This window comes from Ruegeria sp. BE10 (genome assembly GCF_056538905.1).
In genome coordinates this window covers 376,795-401,268 of record NZ_JBQFTX010000002.1, presented here as the reverse complement: position 1 = coordinate 401,268, position 24,474 = coordinate 376,795, and the positions used below count along the sequence as shown (strand labels likewise).

Below are 24,474 nucleotides of genomic sequence, written 5' to 3'. Positions count from 1 at the left end.
TTGAACCGCAGAAGGTTCATAAAGGGCCTGCTGGCGACCACGCTGGCAGGCCTGTTTGTTGCAGCCTATGGGTTTTTTATCGAGCCCTCGCTGCGATTGCGCGTGCGCAAGTGGCGCGTGCGGCGCAAGGATTGGACAGCGCAGCCGCTACGGATCGCGGTTCTGTCCGATCTGCACGTTGGTGAGCCTTATGTCGGCCTTGATCGTGTCCGGCAGGTAGTGCGGCGTACCAATGCACTGGCCCCCGATCTGGTCTTGCTGTTGGGGGATTATGCGGGTCACTACGACGGCATCACCGCTAAAGTCGAAGCTGAAGATCTGGCTCCGGTTCTTGGACAGCTTGAGGCGCGCAGCGGAGTTTATGCTGTTCTCGGAAACCACGACTGGTGGGATGATGAGGATGCCCAACGGCGTGGCGGTGGGCCGAACAAATTCGCCACCGCGTTTCAGGGGCAGGGCATCACAGTGCTGTCCAACGAGGCAATGCGCCTGGACGATTTGGGCATCTGGCTGGCCGGGCTTGAGGATCAACTTGCCTTCAGACGCAATGGCAAGCTTGTGGGTCTGGATGATCTGCCGGGAACCATGGCGCAAGTGACCGACGACGCGCCCGTGGTAATGATGGCGCATGAGCCTGATATCTTTCCCGACATCCCGGAAAATGTGGCGCTGACTTTGTCCGGCCACACGCATGGTGGGCAGGTGCGGCTGTTTGGTTGGTCGCCGGTGGTGCCGTCCAAGTACGGAAATCGTTATGCCTATGGGCATGTACACGAAGGCGGACGCGATTTGGTCGTGTCTGGTGGGATCGGGTGTTCGATCCTGCCCGTTCGTTTTGGTGTAACGCCCGAAATCACGGTGATCGAACTGTCAGCCTGACAGGAGAAAACCCGCCTATGAACAAAGTTTCATACTGAGACGGGTTTGCACGCAACCTCGCAGTGCCTACCTTGGGTGTGGCGGAGGGAGAGAACCGCTAACCATATGAAAATGCACAGGCAACGCGCCGGAAACCTTTGGTTGCGTCAGGGTAAACCTATGCCTGTTAATTGAGGGATGGCCGTAGAAACATGACAGGAGATCACGATGGTCGCACTTGAACAGGGAACCTGGGTTGTTATTGCCGATGGGGAAAAGGCGTTGTTCGTCGAGAACATCACCGATGCCGAAGACCCCAATCTGGTGGTTGTTTCGGTTGAAGAACAGGATGGGGTTAGCCGACCCACCGACCGGGCCGGGCGGCGCTTTGATACCGGGCCGAACCAGAAATCGTCGGTTGAAGAGCCGAACTGGAAAACCCACGCCAAATCCCTTTTCGTGCAGGATGTTGCCAATCTTCTAAACCGTAAGGGATTGAAAGGGGCCTTCAATCGGTTGGTTCTGGTTGCCAGCCCGCATGTGCTGGGCCTGTTGCGCCGTCGCCTGCACAGCGAGGTACTTGCCAAGGTCGTGGCCGAGGTGGACAAGACCCTGACCAACCACCCAATGCACAAGGTCGAAAAGCTTCTGACCAGCCGCCTGAACCCGGCAGTTTAGCCGATTTATCCCCCGGTGGGTGGTCTCAGCCGTCCGTCCACCGGTCAGGTCAGGAACCCGCGCAGTGTCGACATCGCCGAGGCCGGATCATCAACCCAAGTGATGTAATCCGCCAACGACTCATCCGCGAACCTCTGACCGATGACGCGCTGCACCAGCTCGTGCAGCGCGTCCCAGTAACCATCCACGTTCATGACCAGAATGGGTTTGTCATGCAGGCCCAGCTGCCGCCATGTCAGCGCCTCGAACAGCTCATCCAGCGACCCCGGGCCGCCCGGAAGCACGACCACAGCATCTGCATTCATGATCATGACCTTTTTGCGCTCGTGCATCGTTTCGGTGACCACAAAGCGGGTCAGGTCGGTTTTGCCGACCTCGCGTTTCAGCAGGTGAACGGGGATCACGCCGAATGTGTCGCCGCCAGCGGATTGCGCAGCACGGGCAACTTCGCCCATCAGGCCGACATCCCCGGCGCCATAGACCAAACGCCAGCCTTCTTGTGCCAGCATCGTTCCGAAGGCCCTTGCGGCTTCGGAATAGGCGGAAATTGCGCCATTGCGTGACCCGCAATACACACAAACAGATTTCTGAGACATCGTGAACGCTCTCCGGGGTTGTGCCTGGGCTTTTGACCCCTGATAGCGGGATTGATAGATTGGCTCAACCGCCGGGCAGAATGTGTTGAAGGCACGGCACTTGCGCTGCGGAGTGAAAGGAAAAGAATGAACGCCGAGTCGGGAAGCGGAAGCTCTGGCACCTTCACCTGGGGGGTGATCGCCGGTATCGCAGTTTTAATCGGAGCGGGTGGATTGTACTGGTCCGGTATGGTCGGGGGGGACTCGGAAGAACCGGCACCAGAGGTCGAAGTCGCAGTTCAGACCCAGGAGGACAGCGCTGAGCCCGCTGAGCAACCTGCCGAAAGTTCCACACCACCTGCCGCAGAAGATGAGCAAAGCGTCGAGGCTGCGGCCCCACCTGCTGCCGAAGAGGCGGTGCCTGAAACACCGGCTGAGGAAGAGACAGCCCAAGCTGAGCCGCCTGTGAAACCGCTGTTGGATCAAATTTTTGTTGAATCGGACGGCAATACGGTTCTGTCAGGTTCTGCCGAACCGGGTTCCGAGGTCAACGTGCTGCTGGACGGAGAAGCGGTGCATAGTTTCACGGTCGATCCTAGCGGTCAGTTTGCCGAATTCGTTTCGATTCCATTCGCCGATACAGCGCGCGGTTTGACGTTGGAGACGCAGGGCGATCAACCGGTGCGCTCGGACGACTACGTGATTGCTGCACTGCCCGAACCTGAAGCTGCGGATGACGCTGTTTCTGTCGCGGATACGGCTGAGGACGCAACGCAAGAACCCGAAGTAGCGCGGGCAACCGAAACGGATCAGGCGGCGTCGACCGACACGGCTGCCACTGACTTGCCCTCTTCCGACACGGCTGAAACTGACGCGTCGTCGACCGAAGATCAAACGGAACAGGTTGCCGAGGCTCCGGCTGAGGACACGCCGGACCAACAGGTCGCTATCCTGCGGTCTGGGGAGGAAGGGGTTGAACTGGTGCAAGGTCCAACAAGCCAACCGCAGGAACCGGAACAGATCGCACTCGACACCATTGGGTATTCCGATGCTGGCGAGGTTGAACTGACAGGCCGGGTACCGGATGGATCGGCTGTGCGCCTGTATTTGGACAACCGGCTGGTCGATGATCTGTCCCCGGCCGATGACGGCAAATGGCGCAGCGAGTTGGACGGGGTCGAACCCGGCGTCTACACCCTGCGCGCTGACGAGATTGCACCGGATGGTACCGTCGTTAGCCGTATTGAAACGCCATTCAAACGTGAGGCCACCGAAGTGCTGCGCGCCGCCGAGGCGACGGATAGCCCCGGGGCAGCAGAGGATGCTCCGCCGATCCGGTCAGTCACTGTGCAGAAGGGTGACACGCTCTGGGCCATTTCCCGCGAACGGTTTGGCGACGGTGTTCTTTATGTGAAGCTGTTCGAGGCCAACCGGGCTGCTATTCGTGACCCGGACCTGATCTATCCCGGGCAGATCTTCACGATCCCCGAATAAGCTTTAGCCTCTGGCCCCTGCGGGGGCGGGGGGCTATCTCTGACCGCAGACCAGGAACGTGATGAGACGATCAGCCCCGATGCATTCAGACAATACGCCAGAAACGAACGAGCGCCGCTCAGGCTGGCGAACGATCCGCAAGGTATCACCATACCTCTGGCCCGAGGACGAACCTTGGGTCAAACGCCGTGTTGTGTTGGCAATGGGAATGTTGGTTCTGGCCAAGCTAATCGCGGTGTACACGCCAATTTTGTACAAGGGCGCGGTCGACGGTCTAGCCGGTGAAGGCGTACCGCCACTGGCGCTGGGTGCGGTAGGACTAACCGTAGCCTACGGTGTTGCACGGATGATGACCGTGGGATTTCAGCAGCTGCGCGACGCGTCTTTTGCCCCGGTCGGGCAACGGGCGTTGCGGGCGCTGGCGCTGGAAACCTTCCAGCACATCCACCAACTCTCGATGCGCTATCACGTAACCCGTCGAACCGGCGGTCTCAGCCGGATCATTGAGCGCGGGGTGAAGGGCGTGGAATTCCTGTTGCGGTTCCTGTTGTTTTCCATCGGACCGCTGATCCTGGAATTGCTACTGGTCGCGATCATCCTTATGTGGCTGTTCGATGTCTGGTATCTGGTCGTCGTCGCGGTGACCATTGCACTTTATATCTGGTTCACCTTCGCGGTGACTGAGTGGCGCGTTAAATTGCGGCGCGAGATGAACGATCAGGATACTGAGGCCAACCAGCGCGCTATCGATAGTTTGCTGAACTTTGAAACTGTCAAATATTTCAACGCTGAACAGCGCGAAGCTGAACGCTATGATGTCTCGATGAAAGCCTATGCTGGCGCGGCGCTGAAAACGGCTTATTCGCTGGCCTTCCTGAATTTCGGGCAGTCTTTTCTGATCACCTGCGGACTGATCGGCGTGATGGTTTTGGCCGCCATCGGTGTGCAGAATGGTACGCTGACCGTGGGTGATTTTGTCATGGTCAACGCCTACATGATCCAAATCACCGTGCCATTAAACTTTCTGGGCACGGTGTATCGTGAAATCCGTCAATCGCTGGTCGATATGGGGCAGATGTTTGATCTGCTGGAACAACCTACCGAGGTAACAGACAAGCCCTGCGCGCCGAACCTTGCGATCAATGGCGGTGAGGTGACGCTGGACAACGTACGGTTTGGTTATGATGCGGATCGTGAAATCCTCAAAGGCATCTCACTGACCGTTCCGGCGGGGCAGACCGTGGCTATTGTCGGGGCTACCGGCTCGGGCAAATCCACAATCGGACGGCTGCTGTTCCGATTCTATGACGTGACTGGCGGAGCGCTGAGGATCGACGGGCAGGATGTGCGCGACGTGACCCTGAACAGTCTGCATGCCTCCATCGGTGTGGTGCCACAGGATACGGTGCTGTTCAACGATACGATCCGCTACAACATCGCCTATGGTCGCGATGGCGCCACTCAGGAAGAGGTCGAAGCCGCAGCCAAGGCAGCCCAGATTCACGAATTCATTGTAACGCTACCCGAAGGGTATGACACCAAGGTTGGTGAGCGTGGGCTGAAACTGTCTGGCGGTGAAAAACAGCGGGTCGGTATTGCGCGCACGTTGTTGAAGAATCCCCCGATCCTGTTGCTGGACGAGGCGACCTCGGCACTGGATACCGACACCGAGCAGGACATCAAGGATGCTTTGGCGCGGGCCGGAGAGGGGCGTACGGTTCTGACCATCGCGCATCGTCTCAGCACCATCGCCGAGGCCGACCGTATCGTTGTTTTGGAGCAAGGCGAGATATTGGAGCAGGGCACCCATGATGAGCTGCTGCAACGCGAGGGTCGTTATGCGCAACTGTGGAGCCGTCAGCAATCGGATGCGCAGGCTGCCTGAACCGAAACCGGCCTCCGACTGGACTATGTGATATACTGAATGGGTTTTTGGAGGAGTTGGTTTGATGCGCAGATTAAAAAGAACCTCTGTTGTTCCGGTCGTTATTGCCGTGCTGATGCCAGTGATGGCGGCGGCTGATCCCATTGTCGGTGTCTGGAAAACCGAACCGGATCGCAAGAACCTGATTTCGCATGTCCAGATATCTGCCTGCGGAGACAAGTTCTGTGGTCAGATTCAATCGGCCTATGACAAATCTGGGAAAGAGGTGCAGACCCCCAACATCGGCAAAAAGCTATTCTGGGATGTGGCCAGCGAAGGGGGCGGCAAATATGGCGGCGGTGATTTCTGGATTCCCATGGTCAATGTGGATGTGGTGCCGCAAATGACGCTGAGCGGTGACACCTTGACCGTGCGCGGATGCGAGCATGTTGTGTGCGGGCACCAGAAGTGGACACGTCTGTCCAAGTGACCCGCTCCTTCTGACAAGATTTTGTTGCAACTAAGTCTTGTGCTACGACCAGCACTCTGACTGTGGGTGATTGCCGATTGACCGATGATATTGCTCCATTATGACGGGCAGTACCAACCGAGTGGTGTTGGGCAATAAATCAGGGAAACACTAATGAAGAAATTCTTTGCTGCGCCGATCGTTCTGGCGTCGCTGTTTGCGTCGACCGCCTCCGCCGAGGATCTGGTATTTTTGCTGGGTAATGAAAGCAGCGTCGATCTGGTCGAATTCAATGTCTCGGCAAGTGCGTCCAATGAATGGGAAGCAAACTTGCTGCAAGGCGATTACATCGCGCCGGGATACGAAGCAGACGTGTTGATTGCTGACGGTCTGACCACCTGCGTCTATGATATTCGCGGCGCGTTTTCCGACGGGTCCAGCGCCGAAGACTACGGCGTAGACCTGTGCGATCTGGGTGAATACGTCTTTACTGACTAAGCCTGTCTGAAACGAATAATGGCGAACCGTTGGGCTCGCCATTCTTTTATTCTGCCGCCTTTAGGGGTGATCCCGGCGGATGTTCGGGCGCTTGGGTATCTTTGGACGCAGGGGGCGTTTCGTCGCCCCAGACCACCTCGGTCGCTTGTGCCTGACGGACGGCTTTGCCAATCGCCATATCCTGCGCCAATTGGCTGGATCGACCGGATGTCGCGCGCGCCAGTGCCCGGCCCAGCCATATCGTGTAGGTTGAAACCCAAACGCGCAACGCCAACAGTGAAGGCGTCACGATCAGCGTCAGAACCGTCGCAATGCCCAATCCGAAGACCACCGCCGTTGCCAGCTGCTTCCACCACAACGCGGTGGGGCTGTTGATCGAATAACCACCATTGATGAAGTCCAGCGACAGGCCGAACATCATGGGTGTCAGACCAGCCATCGTGGTCAATGTGGTCAGCAGAACCGGACGGATACGCGCCTCAGCCGTGCGGATGATGGCTTCGATCCGGGGCATGTAGCGGCTGTATTCCTGATAGGTGTCGATCAGAACGATGTTGTTGTTCACCACGATCCCTGCCAGCGCCACGATGCCCGTGCCGGTCATGATGATCGAGAACGGTTGCCCCATAACGATCATTCCGATCAGAACCCCGGTGGTCGACAGAACAACCGCCAGCAGCACCAGTACCGAGTTGTAGAACGAGTTGAACTGCGCCAGCAGGATCACGAACATCAGGCCCAAAGCACCCAGGAAAGCGCTTTGCAGGAAGGCCCCGGATTCCTCTTGATCCTCCTGATCGCCGGTCCACTCCCAGGCAATCGCGTTCGAGAAGGGGCTGGTGTTCAGCCATTCCGTCAGCACTGCGATCCGTTCATTCGGGTTGACCAGCGCGAACCGCGCCCCTTCTTCCGCAATAGCTGTGCGCAGGTCCTCGACGGTTTCGGCACCGGTTAGTTGGAACAGCTCGAATACCGTGCCATCGGAGCTGGTGATGGGTGTCCCGTTGGGTTCCGCGCCTTCTTCGACCGCACGCACAACGGCCAGCCGCTGTTCGGTTCCGTCAGGGTCGTCGACTACCACCTTGGATAGGCCCGGCTCGACATCTGCTTTGACGTCATAGTAACGCTGCTGGTCGATCCGGTTGATCTCGGCCAGCTTGGCCACCGGTTGGCGGGTGACAAAGTTAGACAGCGGCACTAGCCCGTCAGGGGTGCGGACCTTGAGCGAATCCAATGTGGACAAAACTCGGTCCTGTTCAGGCAGGCGCACGCGAATCTCGACTTCTTCATCGGTGTTGTCCGGACGCATCTCGCCGAGAAGAATGCCACGGGTGACCAACTGTACCATTGCGCCAACCGTGGCGACATCAGCCCCGAAACGTCCGGCCTTGGCGACGTCCACGTCGATCTGCCAGTCGATGCCGGGCAGGGGCATGGTGTCTTCGATCTTGATCAGACCGGGCGTTTCGTCAAACACAGCCCGCGCGGCTTCGGTCGCTGTGGTCAATTCCTCCCAACCGTCGCCTTTGATACGCAGATGTACGGGCTTGGCCGAGGCCGGACCCTGTTCCAGCGGCAGGATTTCCACGATAAAACCGGGCAGTTTGGCAAGTTCTGCATTCAACTCGTCTAGAACGAAATCACCGTCGTACTCCGGGGCGATGATTTCGCGATCGAACAGACCGAAAAACGCGGGTTCGGTCAGCGTTGGGCGGTCCTCCCACGGAGTGATTTCGAACTGCACACGACCGACGGTATCCGCCGGAGCTTCGGCACCGCCGTTGTTCTGGTTCAGGCCGCCTTCACCGGCAAAAGCGAAAACGTTGGTTACGGCTGGGTGTGCCCCGATCACCTCTTCGGCGGCCAGCACCATCGCGTCTTTTTCCTGCAATGACAGGTTGCCCCGGGCCCGGACATAGGCGGTGGCCTGTTCCGGTTCGGTTTCGACAAAGAACTCAACGCCCTTGGATTCATTGGGGTACCAGATGAAGGCCACAAAGAATACAGATGCAAACACGACCATCAGTGAGACAACAGGCATGATCGGGTTGCCGACCAGGAACTTGACTAGGTAGCCGAACACAGAGTGTTCACGCGCTGTGTGGACGCGTTCTTCCTTTTGTCGCTCGATTTTGGCGGCGCTCAGGGTCACCGACCCTGCAAAGCCACCGAAGACGAACAGCAAGGCACCCGACAGCACGCCCCCGGGCAGCAGATAGTCAGGGTTCAGCATCTGCATCGCGCCCAAGAAGATCATGTACAGCGATGGGGGGACCATAATTGCGCGAACCCACCACGGGGCCACACTGCGCAGCCATTTCGAAGTTCGATCGAACGTGCGGCTCATTCGTCCGGATACGCCGCCGACGACCGGCAGGTAGATCAGCGCCACGATCAGCGAAGAGGACAGAACGAAGATCAACGTGATCGGCAGCATCTTCATGAATTCGCCGGGCACGCCGGGCCAGAACAGCATCGGCAGGAAGGCACACAGCGTCGTCGCGGTCGAGGACACGATGGGCCAGAACATCCGCTGCGCCGCCTCGACATAGGCGTGCATCGGGCCGATGCCTTCTTTGATGCGCTTGTCTGCGTATTCAACCACAACAATGGCACCGTCGACCAGCATCCCCACCGCAAGGATCAGCCCGAACATCACCATGTTCGAGATGGTGACGCCCATGACGGCCAGAAAAGCAAAGCTCAGCAGGAACGAGGTTGGGATTGCAAAACCAACCAACAGCGCAGCGCGCGTACCCAGCGAGGCCAGAACGACGATCATCACCAGCGCGATCGCGGTTAGGACCGAACCTTCAAGCTGACGCACCATCGAATCGACAATGCGGCTTTGGTCGTTCGAGGTGCCAACATCTACGGCGGCCTGCAGTTCGGCGGGCCATTTCTCTTGTGCTGCTGCAAGAGTCGCTTTGACGTCGTCCACTGTGTCGATCAGGTTGTAGCCTTTGCGTTTGACCACCTGAAGTGCCACCGTGGACTGGTTGTCAAACCGCGCGGTGCCTTCACGGTCTTCGAAAGTATAGTTGATCTGCGCAAGCTCACCCATCGTCACCACGCGGTCGCCATTGACCTTGACGGGTAGGCTGTAGACATCTTCAGCGGTTTTGAATGAAGACGGGATTTTGACCGAGAAAGTGCCTTGTGCTGAATCCACCTCACCAGCAGCGATCAGCTGGTTGTTGTTTTGGACAACTGTGATCAATTCGTCGGCCGAGACGTTGTAAGCCTCCAGCCGGAGCGGATCGATAATCACCTCGAGCAATTCGTCTCGGTTGCCCGCAATCCCGGCTTCAAGCACTGAATCCAATGATTCAAGATCGTCCTGCAAGTCTTTGGCGATACGCGCCATTGTTCGCTCGGGGACTGCGCCAGTTAGGTTGACGATGACGATAGGGAATTCCGAAAAATTAATCTCGAAAAGCGAATACTGCTCAGCCCCTTCAGGGAAATCGGCCTGAGCGCTGTTCATCGCGTCGCGCACATCCGCCATGATCGCGGTCTTATCCCAGCCGAATTCGAACTCTAGCGCGATACCGGCATAGCCTTCGGCAGCAGTGGCGGTCATTTCCTTGAGACCGTCCAGATCCGCCAGTTCAGTCTCCATCGGCTTGATCAGAAGGTTTTCAGAATCCTCGGCGGAAATGCCGGGAAATTGGACCGAGACGAAAAGCGCCGGGATTTCGATATCCGGTTCACCCTCTTTGGGCAGGCTGACATATGCAAACCCGCCGACAATCAGCGAGATCGCGATGAAGGCCAACACCATACGGGCCCTGTGGGCGGCCCATGCAACCAATCCTGTCATTGTGCAGCTTCCTGGTAGGTTGGTTCGACCTTAACGCCTTGCGTCACGAATTCCTGGCCGATCACAATGACATCAGAGGTTTCTGGTAGCCCATCAACCCAGACGCCTTTTGCGGTGTCGCGCAATAGCAAAATCGGCATGAATTCCACGATCTGGTCAGCGCCGACCGTGCGCACACCGATCTGCCCTTCGTTGTTCAGGGTCAGGGCGGATTGCGGCAGAAGATGGGCCTTTGCCCCGTCGGCGGCAATACGGATATTGGCCGTCTGACCATCGCGAATGGCTAGTTCCGGGTTTGGAACGGTGATTTCAACTTCGAAGGTGCGGGTCGTTTCATCCGCCGACCTGCTCAGAAAAGTCACGCGGCCTTTGACCTCAAGACCCGTGATCAGGCGCGCCGATGCTTCCGAACCGACGATGATCTTGTTTACATCCGTTTCGGGCACGAACCCCACCAGCTTGATCGGGTTTAATTGAATCACGGTCGCACACAGCGATCCGGGCTGCATCAGGCTGCCCAGTTCGGCGGTATCGCTTTCCAGCAGGCCCTTGAATGGGGCTTCGATGGTCTGACGGTCAATCTCGCGCTGGGCGGCTTTAACCTCGGCAGTGGCGGCTTCGATCCCGGCGCGGGTGGCCTCCAGTCCGGCCTCGGCGGTTTTGACGCCCGCTTCGGCAGAGCGCATCGCGGCTTCGCTGGAAATCCGTCGCGTTTCCGACCCGAACCCGGTTTCCGACAGTTTCTGTGCGGCCGTCAGGTTGATTTGCGCCTCAGCAACCAGGGCATGCGCCTCTTCCAGGCGGGCTTCGGCCTCAGGGATGCGGCTTTCGGCTTCAAGTTTGGCGGCCATAGCCTCGGCCAGGCTTGCGGGGCGGGTGCCTGGGTCAAGCTCGCACAGCAGGTCGCCCGCTTCGACGAACGCACCCTTGCGCTTGGGTTCCGAAATCACGGTCGACGTTGTTTCGGCCAGAACTTCGACCTGGCGATTGGCTCTGGTCTGGCCGCGCAACAACACGGCGCTGTCAATTTCCCGTGCGGACGAGCGCAAGACGACCACACCGATTGCATTCTGCGCCGTCTGGGGATCGGATACAAATTCTGCTTCGGATGACGTATCTGTTTCAGAGTCGCCGCGACCGGCAAATGCAAACAATGCGTCGCGTTCAAAGACCAAAAGGAATAACGCGGCAATCACCAGAATCGCATTCACGAATGAAATCAATCGCATACGGGGCCTCTCTAAAAATTCTTTGCCGATTGTCCTTCGGCGTGCATGTTTAAAAGTGGGGGCAGGCACGCGCGTTTTCTACACTAAACTGAATAGTTCGGTTCACTTTTTTTCGCAAGGGCAGCGTGACGCCGCGAAAATGTGCGAATTCCGGCCCTTGGCTTGGCAAGGTCGCCGGGGTATGACATGGCGCCATAGAAAATGTGACAGCCCAGGGAGCAGGGATGAGCGACGTCGACAGTTTTATTGATGAGGTGACCGAAGAGGTTCGCCGTGATCGCCTGTATCTGCTGCTGCGTCGTTGGGGTTGGATCGGCATTCTGGCCGTGGTTCTCATCGTTGGCGGGGCCGCGTTTAACGAGGTTCGCAAGGCCCGTACCACCGGTCAGGCTGAAAAGCTGGGTGACGAGATTCTCAGCGCGCTCGCGCAGAATGACTCGGCCGAACGTGCAAGCAGCCTGGCCAGCATTGATGCGGTAACACCCGGCGGTGATGCGGTTCTGAACATGTTGTTGTCTTCGTCGCAGGTTGAGGCCGGGTCGCGGCAAGAGGCTGTGGACAGCCTGAACGCCATCGCTGTTCAGGGTGATCTGCCGGAAATTTATCGTGCGATTGCTACATTCAAGGCTCTGCTGCTGCAAAGTGACACTTTGCCCGTGGCGGATCGCCGTCAGCAGTTCGAGGCGCTGTCTGCGCCGGGCGCACCGCTGCGCTTGTTGGCCGAAGAACAACTGGCACTGATTGATGTCGCCGAGGGGAATGCGGACGCAGCAATCGAGCGTCTACAGGCGATGCGGCAGGACGCCGAGATTGGCGTGGACCTTCAGCAACGCGCCGCGCAACTGATTGTCGCGCTTGGCGGCGAACCAGAACCACTGGTGGCCCAGCAGGGCTGAACCGGCGGCAATTAGAATGACAGGCGAGTTCGGAGTATCATGGTGACAAGTCTTTTCTCCCGCATTGGATTGACGGCTGCGGCCCTATCGCTGAGTGTTCTTGCCGCATGTGAGGAACCCGAGGTCATCCTGCCAGGTGCCCGTGAAGACATTCGGCCCACCTCTGACAACGTGACTTTGGTAACCCAGGGTTCGAAACCGATCAGCCTGCCTGCGCAAAAAGCCAACGCCAATTGGTCGCAAAGCGCCGGGACGCCCGCATTTCGCACCGGCAACGCGGCACTGCGCGCGACGCCTCAGCGTGTGTGGTCGACCTCGATCGGGGATGGGGATTCGCGCAAGCGTCGCATCACCGCAGAACCTGTTGTGGCCGGTGGCCTGATTTATACGCTGGATGCAGGCGCGACCGTTTCCGCGGTTACACCGCAGGGACAGGTGGCCTGGAGCAAGAATCTTATCCCGGCCAATGATGGCGACGCGGACGCGACCGGCGGCGGATTGGCCTATGCCAATGGTGTGCTTTACGTGTCGTCCGGGTTTGGGCGTCTGACGGCGTTGGATGCGAAAACTGGGGCGATCAAATGGCAAAAACGCCTGAATGCCCCAGGAAACGGCGCACCTTTGGTCAATGATGGTTTGTTGTATCTGGTAGCAGGTGATGAAACCGGCTGGGCCGTGAACACCAAGGACGGCCGCATCGCGTGGCAAGTTCAGGGTACGCCAAGCGTGGGCAATGTTCTGGGGGCTCCGGCCCCTGTGATTGCACAGGAGTTTGCCGTCTTTGCCTTTGGTTCGGGCGATATTTCCGCGTCTTTCCGCAAGGGGGGGATCGGGCGCTGGAACGCTTCGGTCGCGGGTGGGCGCCGGGGACGTGCGGCCGCACAGATAGTGGATGTGACCGGCGGACCAATGGTGGTGGGCGATACGATCTATATCGGCAATCACTCGGGCCGCACCGTGGCGTTTAACGCCACCTCGGGTGAGCGGATCTGGACGGCGGATGAGGGGGCTGTGGATACGGCATGGCCTGCGGGTGATAGCCTGTTTCTGATCAGTGACCGCAGTCAGTTGGTCCGGCTGAACAGAGCAGACGGTTCGATCATCTGGGCGCAGGATTTGCCCGGTTTTGTCAAGGACAAGCCCAAACGCCGTGGTCCAATTGTTGCGCACTATGGCCCGATCCTGGCCGGTGGGCGCATCATTGTCGCGTCGAATGACGGTTTCCTGCGGTTCTTTAACCCGGTCGACGGCACGCTGGTCAACAGCGTCGAGGTTCCCGGCGGCGCCACCACGGCCCCGGTAGTGGCCGGCCAGACGTTGTATGTCGTTTCGACCAAAGGTGATCTACACGCTTTCCGTTGATCGCAAGATGCGCTAAAGGGCGCGTCTGAGTCTTGAAAGTTGAGTATCATGTCGCTGACCCTCGCCATCGTGGGGCGCCCGAATGTGGGCAAATCCACTCTGTTCAACCGCCTTGTGGGCAAACGCTTGGCCTTGGTCGACGACCAGCCCGGCGTGACGCGCGACCTGCGCGAGGGCGAAGGGCGTCTGGGCGATCTGCGCTTTACCGTAATCGACACAGCGGGTCTTGAGGACGCGACCGATGACAGCCTACAGGGACGGATGCGTCGGCTGACCGAACGCGCGGTGGATATGGCCGATGTCTGCCTGTTCATGATCGACGCGCGGGTGGGGTTAACCCCAACGGACGAGATGTTCGCCGAGATCCTGCGCAAACGCTCGAAACATGTGATCCTTGCCGCCAACAAGGCCGAAGGAAGCGCGGCCGATGCGGGTGTGCTTGAGGCGTATAATCTGGGTCTGGGTGAGCCCGTGCGCCTGTCGGGTGAACATGGCGAGGGGATGACAGACCTTTATGCGCAACTCATGCCGCTGGCAGATGCCGCGGCTGAGCAGGCCGAGGATGATGCCCCGCAAACCGATATCGAACTGGACGAAGACGGCGAGGGCGAGGCGCCGCTGATCACAGCCGCCAAGCCGCTGCAGGTTGCGGTAGTCGGGCGGCCAAATGCCGGAAAGTCCACACTGATCAACAAGATCATCGGCGAAGACCGCCTGTTGACCGGCCCCGAGGCTGGTATCACCCGCGATGCGATCAGCCTGCGGATTGACTGGGCCGATCCTGATGGCGACAGCACCCCGATGCGGATTTTCGACACGGCGGGCATGCGCAAGAAGGCTAAGGTGCAGGAAAAGCTGGAAAAGCTTTCGGTGTCCGACGGTCTGCGCGCCGTAAAATTTGCCGAGGTCGTGGTGGTGTTGTTGGACGCAGCCATTCCGTTTGAACAGCAGGACCTGCGCATTGCTGATCTGGCCGAGCGCGAAGGCCGCGCCGTCGTTGTCGCAGTTAACAAATGGGATATCGAAGAGAACAAGCAGGAAAAGCTGCGCGATCTGAAAGACTCCTTTGATCGTCTGTTGCCGCAATTGCGTGGCGCACCGCTGATCACCGTATCTGCCAAGACTGGTCGGGGGCTGGAACGTCTGCGCGCTGCCATCCTGCGTGCGCATGACGTTTGGAACCGTCGTGTACCCACAGCAGCACTGAACCGCTGGCTGACGGCCATGCTGGAGCAGCACCCGCCGCCAGCCCCGCAGGGCCGCCGGATCAAGCTGCGCTATATGACTCAGGCCAAGACCCGTCCCCCTGGATTTGTGGTGATGTGTTCACATCCCGACAAGATGCCAGACAGCTACACCCGCTATTTGGTGAATGGCCTGCGCGAGGATTTCGATATGCCCGGGTCGCCTATCCGCCTGACATTGCGTGGGCAGGGTGACAAAAATCCCTATAAGGGGCGACGCAAGAAAAACGCGGGCGCTCTGGCCAAACATCTCAAAGGTCGCGCGTAACTGCGCCAATTTTCAGCACTTTCGGCTGAAAGGCGTGACAGTCCCGCTGCCGCAGGCTAGCATTCGCCTGTGTGCATCTGTTTTTTGTGCGCGCTGCTTGATTACAAGCAAAACGCAAATAGTTTCGTGGTGATACTAATTGGGCCAAACGTGGGGACAGGCTGAATGAATTTGCGGGAATATACGCGACAATATGCGGTACAGGACAATCGGCTGGCCGCGCTAAGCTATTTTGGGACCTTCGCCGTTTATTTCGCGTCGTTGACGCTGGCAATTATCTATGTCGACCGCTGGTACATCATGATCCCTGCCGGGATCGTCTTTGCCTTTGCAGCTGTGCGTCTTTACGTTTTGCAACATGATTGCGGCCACCATTCCCTGTTTGAGACCCGCGAACAGAATGAATGGGCCGGGCACGGTTTGTCGCCCTTCACCTTTGCGCCATTCGAAGTGATGAAGCAGAACCACAACCTGCACCATTCGGGGATCGGTAATCTGGAACACCGCGAAACGGGTGAAATCCACACCATGACCCTGCGGGAATGGAACGCTGCAGACTGGAAGAAGCGATTGTTCTACCGGCTTTACCGCAACCCGTTCATTCTGGTTCCGGTTGGTGCGCTTTTCACCTACTTCATTCGCTACCGCTGGCCCAAAAACACGGTACGGTTTGGTGTGACCGGAGTTCTGCTGCACAATCTGTCGATCGTGATCTTCCTGGGGCTGCTTTATCTGATCGCGGGCACGACCGGTATTCTGGTCTGGCTGGTGTTCTCGTTGCTGGGGGGGATGCTGGGTGTGTTCCTGGTCTACCTGCAACATAATTTCGAAGATACGTATTGGGACCGCCGCCCGGACCTTGATCCGCAATTGGCAGCCTTGCAGGGGTCTTCTGCTTTGGATTTTGGTTGGTGGTTCGACAATGCGGTGGCGTGTATCACGCTGCACGACATCCACCATTTCAACGCCCGTATTCCATCCTATCGGCTGCGGGCGTGCCACTATAACCTACCGCCTGAATTCACCCCGCGTCGGATCAAGTTCCCCGAGGCGGTGGCGGCGCTGAATTTGAAACTCTGGGACGAAGATGCCAAGCGTCTCGTGCCATTCCCCAAAGAGGATAGAACCGGCACTCTGGCTCACGGCAATTGACGCAAAGACGTCGCCGAAACTGCTCGCAGATTAGTAGGCGTCTGGGCCCAGCGTGCATTCAATTGAAAATGTAGGGAGAGAAAGGAAGGCTTAGTAATGACCGCAGTGACCGATGTTAAAGGTGTAGGAAAGGCGCTTGGGCAGGCGCTGATCGCCAATGGGTACAAAACCGCTGAAGCCCTTGCCAAAGCCAACCCTGCCGACCTGGTCAAGGTTCCCCGAATTGGTGCCTCTAGCGCGCCTCTGTTGATCGCCGCGGCGAAAGAGGCGATAGCAACCAAGCCCGCAGCGAAAGCGGCTGCGGCAAAACCTGCAGCCAAAAAGCCAACTGCGGCCAAGACTGCCAGACGCGCGCCCGCGCGCAAACCTGCGACGCGCAGGCCTGCCGCCCGGAAAACCGTCGCAGCCGCCGCTGCCGAGAAACGTGCCGAAGAGGCCGCGCGCAAAGCTGCCGAGGAAAAAGCCGCCGCAGAAGCCAAGGCGCGCAAGAAGGCCAAAGCCAAGGCCAAGGCTGAAAAGGCCGCCAAAAAGCTGCAAGAGATGGAAGCCGCGATCTCAAAGGCCAAGGACAAGGTGAAGGCCAAGGCCAAGAAAGACAAAAAGTCTAAAAAGGACGGTAAGAAAAAAGATCAGTCCAAGAAGGGCGGTAAGAAAAAAGACCAGCCCAAGAAAGACAAAAAGAAGAAGGGTAAGAAAAAGACGAAGAAGTAATCCTCCTTCGCCTTACGTTCTGCAAGACCGGCACCACGCAATGCGGGTGCCGGCTTTTTTATGCCAGTGTGCCGTCCAGCTGCAGTGTTCGTTTGCCGCCCAGGTATGGCGCCAGCACTTCGGGCAGGGTCACAGTGCCATCCTCGTTCTGTCCATTTTCCAGAACCGCAATCAGGCAGCGTCCAACCGCCAGCCCAGAACCGTTCAGGGTGTGGACATATTCCGGTTTGCCGCCACCTTCGGGGCGGAAACGTGCGTTCATACGGCGGGCTTGGAAAGCTCCGGTTGTCGAGACCGAGCTGATCTCACGGTACGTGTCCTGCCCGGGCAACCAGGCTTCGATATCAAAGGTGCGGCGCGCGCCAAAACCCATGTCACCTGTACACAGAACGACGGTGCGGTAGGGGATGCCCATCTGCTCCAACAGGTCCTCGGCACAGCGCAGCATGCGTTTCTGTTCCTCATCCGACTTGTCGGGATGTGTGATCGAGACCATTTCGACCTTTTCAAACTGGTGCTGGCGTAGCATCCCGGCGGTGTCCTTGCCCGCGCTGCCGGCCTCGGACCGGAAACAGGCCGTGTGGGCGGTCATGCGGATGGGCAGGGCGGTTTCGTCCAGAATGTCACCGGCCACGGAATAGGTCAGCGTCACTTCGGACGTTGGGATCAACCACCAGCCATTGGTGGTCTGATAGCTGTCATCGCCAAATTTCGGCAGTTTATCAGTGCCGTACATCGCCTCATCGCGGACCAGAACCGGAGTCTGCATCTCGGTCAGGCCGTTCTTGTCGATATGGGTGTCCAGCATGAACTGGGCCAGCGCACGGTGGATACGCGCGACACCCTTCGACAGGTTTACAAAACGGCTGCCGCTGGTCTTGGCGGCGGTTTCAAAGTCCATCGCAGCCGCGACGGCGGGAATGTCGAAGTGTTCTTTCGGAGCAAAATCGAGTTCGCGCGGGGTGCCCCAACGGTTCACCTCGACATTGTCGTTCTCATCCGCACCTTGCGGCACATCCTCGGCGGGCAGGTTGGCGATGCGTGCCAGTTGGTCGGTTAGCAGCGCGTCCAGATCCTTGGCCTCGTTCTGCATGCGGGCGATTTCGGTCTTTTTCTCAGACACCAATGCGCGCAGACGCTGGAATTCATCCTCGTCCCCGCGCGCTTTGGCGGCACCGACCTCTTTGCTGGCCTTGTTCTGCTCCGCCTGAGCGGTTTCGGCGGCCAGAATCTTGGCCCGGCGGCTTTCGTCCAGCCGCAGCACATCTGACGACACCGGCGCATCCCCACGGCGCGCCAGGGCGGCGTCGAAGGCGTCAGGGTTTTCGCGAATGGCGCGGATGTCGTGCATGGTTCAGATCCTTAATGCGTGAATCACTAGGATCGCTTATGCACCATCTGAAAGGCAGGGTGTAGCACCGGTTACGACTTATCGGTGTCCTCGTGTGTTTCATGCGCCAGATGCCCGTCCCATTCTTCGGCGGGTATCTTCGGTTCGGGCGGATCGGCCATGTAAGACGGCGTCATGATCTGCACGTTGTTTTCGTTGAACACTGCCACGATGTTGCGGTGCAGATCCGAGCGGATTTTGGGGATGATACTGCCCCGCGTCGTATAGCCATTGATCTGGTAATTTATCGCGTAGTCAGCCAGTGCAGTCCACAACACGAACGGCTCGGGCTTGGTTTTGATCCCCTTGGTGCGCTTGGCGGCTTCGATCAGCATGGCCTCGACCTTCTCAGGTGGCTCCTCGTATCCGATGCCGACTGTGGTGTGCAGTAGCAGCCCACTACCATCTGTTTTCTTTGAAAAATTCACCACATCCGAATTCATCAATTGCGCATTGGGAATCGATATCAGCTCATTCTTGATGGATTTCAGGTGGGTTTCCATTAGCTTGATCTGCACCACATCGCCAATGTGGTCCCCGATCTGAATACGGTCCCCGATCGAGGTTGAGCGGCGGTAGATAACGAATAATCCAGCCAGCATGTTGGACACGACCGAATTCGCCCCCAGCGATAGCATAGCGCCAACCAATATGGTCAGGCCCTGAAACGCGGCCGAGTCCGACCCCGGAATGTAAGGAACGGCGAAAACCAGCGCGATGAGGATGACGACGACGCGGGCGATATTGAAGGTCGGGTTGACCCAGTGCTTCTCGAAATCGCCCATATCGAACGACCCGGCCTCAACGGCATCAAAGAACACGCGCATGCCCTTGATGATGTACATCGTGACCCAGGCGATCAGGGCCAGCATGATCATGTTGGGGATGTAAGAGAGAATGCCTTTGAAAATCAGCAGAACCGGTTCGGTCAGGTAGGTCAGTAGCAATTGCGCAAAATAGCGGGTTTCGGCAAAGGCGAGCAGAACAAAGGACAGGTAGTAGTAGAAGCCCAGGAAGAAGATAATGAGCAGAACGAAATTCAGACCATACCTGACCAGTGCGGCAATCGCCTCGGCCTGAACACTTTTGGCAGTGGCGGTTTCCACATCCCGCAAGTGGCGTTTGACAAATTTTAGCGTGCGCCGCCTGATCCTGCGATGCATCCACAGGATCGCAACGATGAAAACGGCAAACCCAAGGGTCCACGCGGCGGCTTCGATCGCGCCGGATACGCGGGCCTGTTCCGTGCGATTAGCCCGATAGCCAAGGATGGCTTCTTCGATGGCCTGACCGTGTAGGAAGCTGAGAACATCCAGCTCCATCTGGTCCAGATCAGCATCTGCCACGGTCACAATGGACACGATCACACCATCCGCGCGAATTCGGATGCCAAGCTCGGTCTCTTCGAATGAAATGTCGACCGAGGGGTCTTCTGAGGCCTCGGCAACCTCGATGATCTTGTTCTGGACACTTTCCGCCCGTTCCGGCGCGGGCAGGGCGCTAGAGCCGCGCAGGAAGAAGAGCATATCGCCGTCCACGATGACGGGGGCTTTGAAACTGTCTGTTTCCTCGGCCTCGGGTTCAACGATATCGGTGGGCGTTTCCTGTGCCCCAAGCGGTGCTGCAAGACACAAAATCAAGGCCAGCAATGACAGCAAAAGCGTCAACGATTGGAATGGTTTGTAACGAGCTGTCATTGTCCCTCCTCAGGTTTGACTATAGCTGAGTTCAGGCCTCTGCCTAGGACATATCTGCAACGCTTTGACGCGAGTTCATGCGTTGGGATCAGGTTCAGGTGGGTCACAGCACCGCCTTTGCTTGCAAAGGCGCATCTCAGGGCATAGGTTCCCGCCAAATTTGCGGAACCGTGCCGCAATCCAAAGCAAAAGGAATATCCCATGGAAGGTGGCGCATTCGCCCAGTTTCTCCCGCTGATCCTGATCTTCGCGATCATGTATTTCCTGCTGATCCGTCCGCAGCAGAAGAAGATGAAGCAACATCAGGCGATGGTCGAGGCCGTGCGCCGGGGCGATCAGGTTGTCACCCAGGGTGGTCTGATCGGCAAGGTGTCGAAGGTCAAGGAAGGCGAGAACGAGGTCGAGGTTGAACTGGCCGAAAACGTCAAGGTTCGTGTGGTCAAGTCGACTATTGCGCAGGTTCTGAACAAGACCGAACCGGCGAAGTAACTTCGCGCGACAATTCCTTGAAAAGGCAGGGTAATGCTGCAAATTAATACCTGGAAGCGGGTTCTGATCTGGTCGGTCTGTGTGATCGGTCTGCTGATGGCCCTGCCGAATGCGTTTTACACGCGCGTCGAGCAATCCAACGATGCCAAGGCCGCAATTGAACTTGGCATCGACACCCCCGAGATGCAGGCACAGGCGGCGCAATGGCCCAACTGGTTGCCATCGTCACTGGTCAATCTGGGTCTTGATCTGCGGGGTGGTGCACATCTGCTGGCCGAAGTGAAGGTCGAAGATGTTTACGAATCCCGGATGGAGGCGATGTGGCCGGAAATCCGTGACGCGCTACGCGATGAACGCGCGACTGTTGGTACGATCCGCCGGCAGGATTCGGCACCGGATGAGATTCGCGTTCGCATCAGCCAGCCCGAGGGCATGTCCCGCGCGCTGGAAGTTGTGCGCGGTCTGGCCCGTCAGGTGCAGACGCTGACCGGAGTGGGGGCTACCGATATCGAAGCCCGCGCCGATGGTGACACCATCGTCGTGCAGTTGTCTGAGGCCGAAAAGCTGGCCTCGGATGATCGCACCGTGCGTCAGGCGCTGGAAATCATCCGCCGCCGGATTGACGAGGTCGGTACGCGAGAGCCCACAATTCAGCGCCAGGGTGCAGACCGTATCCTGATTCAGGTGCCGGGCATTGGCAGTGCAGGTGAACTGAAAGAGATCATCGGCACCACCGCTCAACTGACTTTCAACTCGGTCGTCAGTCGCGGCACCGACCCGGACGCTGTTCCGGGGATAGGGCAAGAGGTCGTCCCGTCCATTGACGAAGATGGCGTTTATTACATCATTGAATCCGCCCCGGTTGTGACGGGTGAGGAACTGGTCGACGCGCAGCCCTCGTTCGACCAGAACGGTCGCCCGGCAGTCAGTTTCCGGTTCAACACGTCCGGCGCACGCAAGTTTGGCGACTACACGCTGGAAAACATCGGCGCGCCCTTTGCGATTGTATTGGATGACGAGGTGATCTCGGCCCCGGTGATCCAAAGCCATATTCCGGGCGGGTCGGGTATCATCACCGGTAACTTCACCGTTGAAGAAAGCACCAATCTGGCGGTCCTGTTGCGAGCGGGTGCGTTGCCTGCGGGGCTGGAGTTCCTTGAAGAACGCACCATCGGTCCTGAACTGGGGCAAGACAGCATCGATGCCGGTAAAGTGGCAACCATCGTAGCCTTTGTCGCGGTGCTGACCTTCATGGCGCTTAGCTATGGTTTGTTTGGCGTGTTTGCCAACATTGCGCTGATCATCAACGTCGGGCTGCTGTTCGGCCTGCTGTCGCTGATCGGGGCCACGCTGACCCTGCCGGGTATTGCGGGGATTGTCCTGACGGTCGGTATGGCGGTGGACGCCAACGTGCTGATTTTTGAGCGTATCCGCGAAGAACTGAAATCCGCCAGAGGCCCGGCGCGTGCCATTGAGCTGGGTTATGAAAAAGCCCTGTCGGCTATTCTGGACGCAAACGTTACCACTTTCATCACCGCCGTGATTCTGTTTGCCATGGGCAGCGGGCCGGTGCGCGGGTTCGCGATTACGCTGGGCTTGGGTATTCTGACCTCGGTCTTTACCGCGATCTTCGTGACGCGTTTGATGATCGTGATGTGGTTCGAACGCCGTCGTCCGAAAATGATCGAGGTTTGACATGAGACTGAAACTCGTACCCCAGAACACCTCGTTTGATTTCTTCAGCCGCTGGAAGGTCTGGCTGGGTATCTCGGCCCTGATGATGGTTGTGGCGTTTACGTCTTTCATGCTGCAAGGGCTGAACTTCGGTATCGATTTCCGTGGCGGGACCACGATCCGGACCCAATCCGCACAGGAAATCGACGTCGGCGCCTATCGCGACGCGATCTCTCCGCTGGAGCTGGGCGACGTGAGCATCACCGAGATTTTCGACCCTACATTTGGGCCGGATGAAAACGTCGCCATGATCCGCATTCAGGCGCAAGCCGATGCCGAGGCCGTCTCGGCCGCGACGGTTAACGCCGTGGAAGAGGCGCTGAAGGTGGCAGCGCCGGACATAGAATTTGTGTCCGTCGAATCCGTCGGCCCAAAGGTCTCCGGTGAATTGATCCAGACCGCCGTGATCGCGGTGGTTTTGGCGATTGGCGCCGTGCTGGTCTACATCTGGCTGCGCTTCGAATGGCAATTCGCTTTGGGAGCAGTTGCCGCGTTGGTCCATGACGTGATTCTGACCATCGGTATTTTCTCGGAACTACAGATTCGGTTCGATCTGGCCATTATCGCGGCGCTTCTGACCATCGTGGGTTATTCGCTGAACGACACTGTGGTCGTCTTCGACCGCGTGCGTGAGAACCTGCGGAAGTACAAGAAGAAAGATCTCAAAGAGGTTCTGAACATCTCGATCAACGAAACGCTCAGCCGGACGGTGATGACCTCAGTGACCACGCTGCTGGCGCTGATTTCGCTTTACGTGTTGGGTGGGGATGTGATCCGCGGTTTCGTCTTTGCGATGATCTGGGGTGTGATCGTGGGAACCTATTCTTCGGTCTTTGTGGCTTCGACCATCCTGCTGTGGCTGGGGGTCAAACGCGACTGGTCCAAGCCGTCCAATACGGCGGGCAATCAGTTTGCCAACATCGACGCCTGATATATTCGGCCAGTCCCCAATGGGGCTGGCCGTTATCATTTTTGCGGCTTTCCTCGGCGGCGTTGTTCGCGGGTTTTCCGGATTCGGCACCGCACTGATTTTCCTTCCTCTTTCCACACCCTTCCTTGGTCCATTCGGAGCCATCATCGGCCTGACTATAATGGACATCTTCGGCCCATTGCCGAACCTGCGTCGCGCTTGGCATGTTGTGCATCGCAAGGATCTGCTGCGGCTGTTGGTGGGCTGTGCGCTGTTGCTTCCTGTAGGGTTATGGGTGCTGACCAAGGTTGAACCCGAGGTTTTCCGCTATGCCGTCAGTCTGCTGGCGCTGTTTATGCTGGCCGTGCTGATCCTTGGCTTGCGGTATCACGGCCATGTTGGCCGGGGGATGGTTGCGGGAATTGGTGCAGCGGCCGGGTTTCTGGGCGGCGTGGCGGGCTTGCCCGGCCCGGCGGTAATCCTGTTTTACATGTCGCGCCCCATACCGGTCGAAGTGATCCGCGCCACGATTTTATTGTTCCTGTTCGGGTTCGATTTCCTCCTCCTTGGGTTCCTGACCGGGATGGAGCGGATCACTTGGGCGGCGGCGGCATTAGGCCTTGCATTGGCCGTGCCCAATTTGCTGGGCAACTGGCTGGGCGGTTGGTTGTTCCGGCCCGCGTATGAAAAGCTGTATCGCGCTGCGGCTTACCTGGCGATTGCGGTTGCGGCCTTGTCGGGCCTACCGCTTTGGGGCTAGAACACGGCCATGCGCCTGAATGAGATTTCCTATACCAACGCAGTCCCGGTTGACGGGTACGGCCCGGGCTTTTTCCGGATCGGTGGGCAGGTTTATGAGGGAGCCGTTCTGACAGGCCCCGCCGGAACCACGACCTGGGACGGGTATGAGGACAACGCGCCGCTGCTGGAACTTTCCGATACCGTGGACGTTTTGTTTATTGGCACCGGGGCTGAACTGAATCACATTCCTGCTGATCTGCGCACGGCCCTGGAAAATGCCGGGATCGGAGTTGAGATCATGAACTCTCCGGCTGCGTGCCGCACGTATAACGTGCTGTTGTCCGAAGGGCGGCGCGTTGCGCTGGCCTTATTGCCGGTCTGATCTGTCGGCA

21 protein-coding genes are annotated in these 24,474 nt (G+C 58.2%); 16 read left to right on the top strand and 5 right to left on the bottom strand.

All coding sequences use genetic code 11. The annotated features are described in order from the left end of the window. Positions 1-879, top strand: a complete 879-nt coding sequence (locus ACR0M2_RS07360; protein ID WP_480704400.1) for a metallophosphoesterase — start codon at positions 1-3, stop codon at positions 877-879. Between the two features lie 207 nt (positions 880-1,086). Then, on the top strand, positions 1,087-1,536 hold the full coding sequence (locus ACR0M2_RS07355; protein ID WP_170349125.1) for a host attachment family protein: 450 nt from the start codon (positions 1,087-1,089) through the stop codon (positions 1,534-1,536). 44 nt (positions 1,537-1,580) lie between these two features. Here ACR0M2_RS07355 and ACR0M2_RS07350 read toward each other — a convergent pair whose 3' ends face one another. After that, the gene (locus ACR0M2_RS07350; RefSeq protein WP_480704399.1) at positions 1,581-2,132 is read right to left on the bottom strand and encodes an LOG family protein; all 552 of its coding nucleotides are present in this window, start codon (positions 2,130-2,132) and stop codon (positions 1,581-1,583) included. Positions 2,133-2,258: 126 nt separating this feature from the next. Between ACR0M2_RS07350 and ACR0M2_RS07345 the strand changes: the two genes are divergently transcribed. From ACR0M2_RS07345 to ACR0M2_RS07330, 4 genes are all read left to right on the top strand, one after another. Continuing rightward, entirely contained in the window at positions 2,259-3,605 is a 1,347-nt protein-coding gene (locus tag ACR0M2_RS07345) for a LysM peptidoglycan-binding domain-containing protein (RefSeq protein ID WP_480704398.1), read from the top strand. A 79-nt stretch (positions 3,606-3,684) separates the two neighbouring features. After that, a complete protein-coding gene (locus ACR0M2_RS07340) occupies positions 3,685-5,490 on the top strand; it encodes an ABCB family ABC transporter ATP-binding protein/permease (RefSeq protein WP_480704540.1) in 1,806 nt (601 codons plus the stop codon). Between the two features lie 64 nt (positions 5,491-5,554). Continuing rightward, positions 5,555-5,959 carry a DUF2147 domain-containing protein gene (locus ACR0M2_RS07335; RefSeq protein WP_480704397.1) on the top strand — a complete coding sequence of 135 codons (405 nt, stop codon included), beginning with the start codon at positions 5,555-5,557 and terminating at the stop codon, positions 5,957-5,959. Between the two features lie 153 nt (positions 5,960-6,112). Further along, entirely contained in the window at positions 6,113-6,436 is a 324-nt protein-coding gene (locus ACR0M2_RS07330) for a hypothetical protein (protein ID WP_480704396.1), read from the top strand. A 46-nt stretch (positions 6,437-6,482) separates the two neighbouring features. On the opposite strand, the gene ACR0M2_RS07325 is transcribed toward ACR0M2_RS07330, so the two are convergent. Both ACR0M2_RS07325 and ACR0M2_RS07320 read right to left on the bottom strand, forming a co-directional pair. Next, positions 6,483-10,259, bottom strand: coding sequence for an efflux RND transporter permease subunit (locus tag ACR0M2_RS07325; RefSeq protein ID WP_480704395.1), 3,777 nt, complete (start codon positions 10,257-10,259; stop codon positions 6,483-6,485). Further along, positions 10,256-11,488 (bottom strand): efflux RND transporter periplasmic adaptor subunit, encoded by a 1,233-nt coding sequence (locus ACR0M2_RS07320; protein ID WP_480704394.1) that lies wholly within the window; start codon positions 11,486-11,488, stop codon positions 10,256-10,258. The genes ACR0M2_RS07325 and ACR0M2_RS07320 overlap by 4 nt, the downstream gene beginning before the upstream one ends. A gap of 224 nt (positions 11,489-11,712) precedes the next feature. Here ACR0M2_RS07320 and ACR0M2_RS07315 point away from each other — a divergent pair, with 224 nt between their 5' ends. From ACR0M2_RS07315 to ACR0M2_RS07295, 5 genes are all read left to right on the top strand, one after another. Further along, positions 11,713-12,384: a hypothetical protein gene (locus ACR0M2_RS07315; RefSeq protein WP_480704393.1), complete on the top strand. Its 672-nt coding sequence runs from the start codon at positions 11,713-11,715 to the stop codon at positions 12,382-12,384. 39 nt (positions 12,385-12,423) lie between these two features. Further along, complete coding sequence (locus tag ACR0M2_RS07310; protein ID WP_480704392.1) at positions 12,424-13,746, top strand: PQQ-like beta-propeller repeat protein; 1,323 nt, start codon at positions 12,424-12,426, stop codon at positions 13,744-13,746. Between the two features lie 48 nt (positions 13,747-13,794). Further along, positions 13,795-15,258, top strand: a complete 1,464-nt coding sequence (gene der / locus ACR0M2_RS07305) for a ribosome biogenesis GTPase Der (protein WP_170359077.1) — start codon at positions 13,795-13,797, stop codon at positions 15,256-15,258. Between the two features lie 165 nt (positions 15,259-15,423). Then, positions 15,424-16,410 (top strand): fatty acid desaturase, encoded by a 987-nt coding sequence (locus tag ACR0M2_RS07300; protein WP_480704391.1) that lies wholly within the window; start codon positions 15,424-15,426, stop codon positions 16,408-16,410. A gap of 96 nt (positions 16,411-16,506) precedes the next feature. Beyond that, the gene (locus tag ACR0M2_RS07295) at positions 16,507-17,121 is read left to right on the top strand and encodes a helix-hairpin-helix domain-containing protein (protein WP_480704390.1); all 615 of its coding nucleotides are present in this window, start codon (positions 16,507-16,509) and stop codon (positions 17,119-17,121) included. Positions 17,122-17,179: 58 nt separating this feature from the next. On the opposite strand, the gene serS is transcribed toward ACR0M2_RS07295, so the two are convergent. Together serS and ACR0M2_RS07285 are read right to left on the bottom strand one after the other, a co-directional pair. After that, positions 17,180-18,472 carry a serine--tRNA ligase gene (gene serS, locus ACR0M2_RS07290; RefSeq protein ID WP_170375861.1) on the bottom strand — a complete coding sequence of 431 codons (1,293 nt, stop codon included), beginning with the start codon at positions 18,470-18,472 and terminating at the stop codon, positions 17,180-17,182. 71 nt (positions 18,473-18,543) lie between these two features. After that, positions 18,544-20,208 carry a mechanosensitive ion channel family protein gene (locus tag ACR0M2_RS07285; protein ID WP_480704389.1) on the bottom strand — a complete coding sequence of 555 codons (1,665 nt, stop codon included), beginning with the start codon at positions 20,206-20,208 and terminating at the stop codon, positions 18,544-18,546. Between the two features lie 201 nt (positions 20,209-20,409). On the opposite strand from ACR0M2_RS07285, the gene yajC reads away from it, so the two are divergent. From yajC to ACR0M2_RS07260, 5 genes are read left to right on the top strand one after another with little or no spacing between them, the layout of a single operon-like run. After that, positions 20,410-20,697 (top strand): preprotein translocase subunit YajC, encoded by a 288-nt coding sequence (gene yajC / locus ACR0M2_RS07280; protein WP_058280646.1) that lies wholly within the window; start codon positions 20,410-20,412, stop codon positions 20,695-20,697. Between the two features lie 33 nt (positions 20,698-20,730). Beyond that, complete coding sequence (secD, locus tag ACR0M2_RS07275; protein WP_425080423.1) at positions 20,731-22,392, top strand: protein translocase subunit SecD; 1,662 nt, start codon at positions 20,731-20,733, stop codon at positions 22,390-22,392. Position 22,393: 1 nt separating this feature from the next. Then, the gene (gene secF / locus ACR0M2_RS07270) at positions 22,394-23,362 is read left to right on the top strand and encodes a protein translocase subunit SecF (RefSeq protein ID WP_480688259.1); all 969 of its coding nucleotides are present in this window, start codon (positions 22,394-22,396) and stop codon (positions 23,360-23,362) included. Next, positions 23,343-24,101, top strand: coding sequence for a sulfite exporter TauE/SafE family protein (locus ACR0M2_RS07265; protein ID WP_254428447.1), 759 nt, complete (start codon positions 23,343-23,345; stop codon positions 24,099-24,101). The genes secF and ACR0M2_RS07265 overlap by 20 nt, the downstream gene beginning before the upstream one ends. A 9-nt stretch (positions 24,102-24,110) precedes the next feature. Beyond that, positions 24,111-24,464 carry an Mth938-like domain-containing protein gene (locus ACR0M2_RS07260; protein WP_170375855.1) on the top strand — a complete coding sequence of 118 codons (354 nt, stop codon included), beginning with the start codon at positions 24,111-24,113 and terminating at the stop codon, positions 24,462-24,464. The last annotated feature ends 10 nt before the right edge of the window (positions 24,465-24,474 follow it).

What these genes read in the sequence shown, in the direction of transcription:
- ACR0M2_RS07310 (WP_480704392.1), top strand. Translation starts at nt 12,424, where the DNA reads ATGGTGACAAGTCTTTTCTCCCGCATTGGATTGACGGCTGCGGCCCTA.
- ACR0M2_RS07285 (WP_480704389.1), bottom strand. Translation starts at nt 20,208, where the DNA reads ATGACAGCTCGTTACAAACCATTCCAATCGTTGACGCTTTTGCTGTCA.
- ACR0M2_RS07315 (WP_480704393.1), top strand. Translation starts at nt 11,713, where the DNA reads ATGAGCGACGTCGACAGTTTTATTGATGAGGTGACCGAAGAGGTTCGC.
- der (WP_170359077.1), top strand. Translation starts at nt 13,795, where the DNA reads ATGTCGCTGACCCTCGCCATCGTGGGGCGCCCGAATGTGGGCAAATCC.
- yajC (WP_058280646.1), top strand. Translation starts at nt 20,410, where the DNA reads ATGGAAGGTGGCGCATTCGCCCAGTTTCTCCCGCTGATCCTGATCTTC.
- ACR0M2_RS07345 (WP_480704398.1), top strand. Translation starts at nt 2,259, where the DNA reads ATGAACGCCGAGTCGGGAAGCGGAAGCTCTGGCACCTTCACCTGGGGG.
- ACR0M2_RS07335 (WP_480704397.1), top strand. Translation starts at nt 5,555, where the DNA reads ATGCGCAGATTAAAAAGAACCTCTGTTGTTCCGGTCGTTATTGCCGTG.
- ACR0M2_RS07325 (WP_480704395.1), bottom strand. Translation starts at nt 10,259, where the DNA reads ATGACAGGATTGGTTGCATGGGCCGCCCACAGGGCCCGTATGGTGTTG.
- ACR0M2_RS07330 (WP_480704396.1), top strand. Translation starts at nt 6,113, where the DNA reads ATGAAGAAATTCTTTGCTGCGCCGATCGTTCTGGCGTCGCTGTTTGCG.
- ACR0M2_RS07300 (WP_480704391.1), top strand. Translation starts at nt 15,424, where the DNA reads ATGAATTTGCGGGAATATACGCGACAATATGCGGTACAGGACAATCGG.
- ACR0M2_RS07295 (WP_480704390.1), top strand. Translation starts at nt 16,507, where the DNA reads ATGACCGCAGTGACCGATGTTAAAGGTGTAGGAAAGGCGCTTGGGCAG.
- ACR0M2_RS07350 (WP_480704399.1), bottom strand. Translation starts at nt 2,132, where the DNA reads ATGTCTCAGAAATCTGTTTGTGTGTATTGCGGGTCACGCAATGGCGCA.
- secF (WP_480688259.1), top strand. Translation starts at nt 22,394, where the DNA reads ATGAGACTGAAACTCGTACCCCAGAACACCTCGTTTGATTTCTTCAGC.
- ACR0M2_RS07320 (WP_480704394.1), bottom strand. Translation starts at nt 11,488, where the DNA reads ATGCGATTGATTTCATTCGTGAATGCGATTCTGGTGATTGCCGCGTTA.
- serS (WP_170375861.1), bottom strand. Translation starts at nt 18,472, where the DNA reads ATGCACGACATCCGCGCCATTCGCGAAAACCCTGACGCCTTCGACGCC.
- ACR0M2_RS07355 (WP_170349125.1), top strand. Translation starts at nt 1,087, where the DNA reads ATGGTCGCACTTGAACAGGGAACCTGGGTTGTTATTGCCGATGGGGAA.
- secD (WP_425080423.1), top strand. Translation starts at nt 20,731, where the DNA reads ATGCTGCAAATTAATACCTGGAAGCGGGTTCTGATCTGGTCGGTCTGT.
- ACR0M2_RS07340 (WP_480704540.1), top strand. Translation starts at nt 3,685, where the DNA reads ATGCATTCAGACAATACGCCAGAAACGAACGAGCGCCGCTCAGGCTGG.
- ACR0M2_RS07260 (WP_170375855.1), top strand. Translation starts at nt 24,111, where the DNA reads ATGCGCCTGAATGAGATTTCCTATACCAACGCAGTCCCGGTTGACGGG.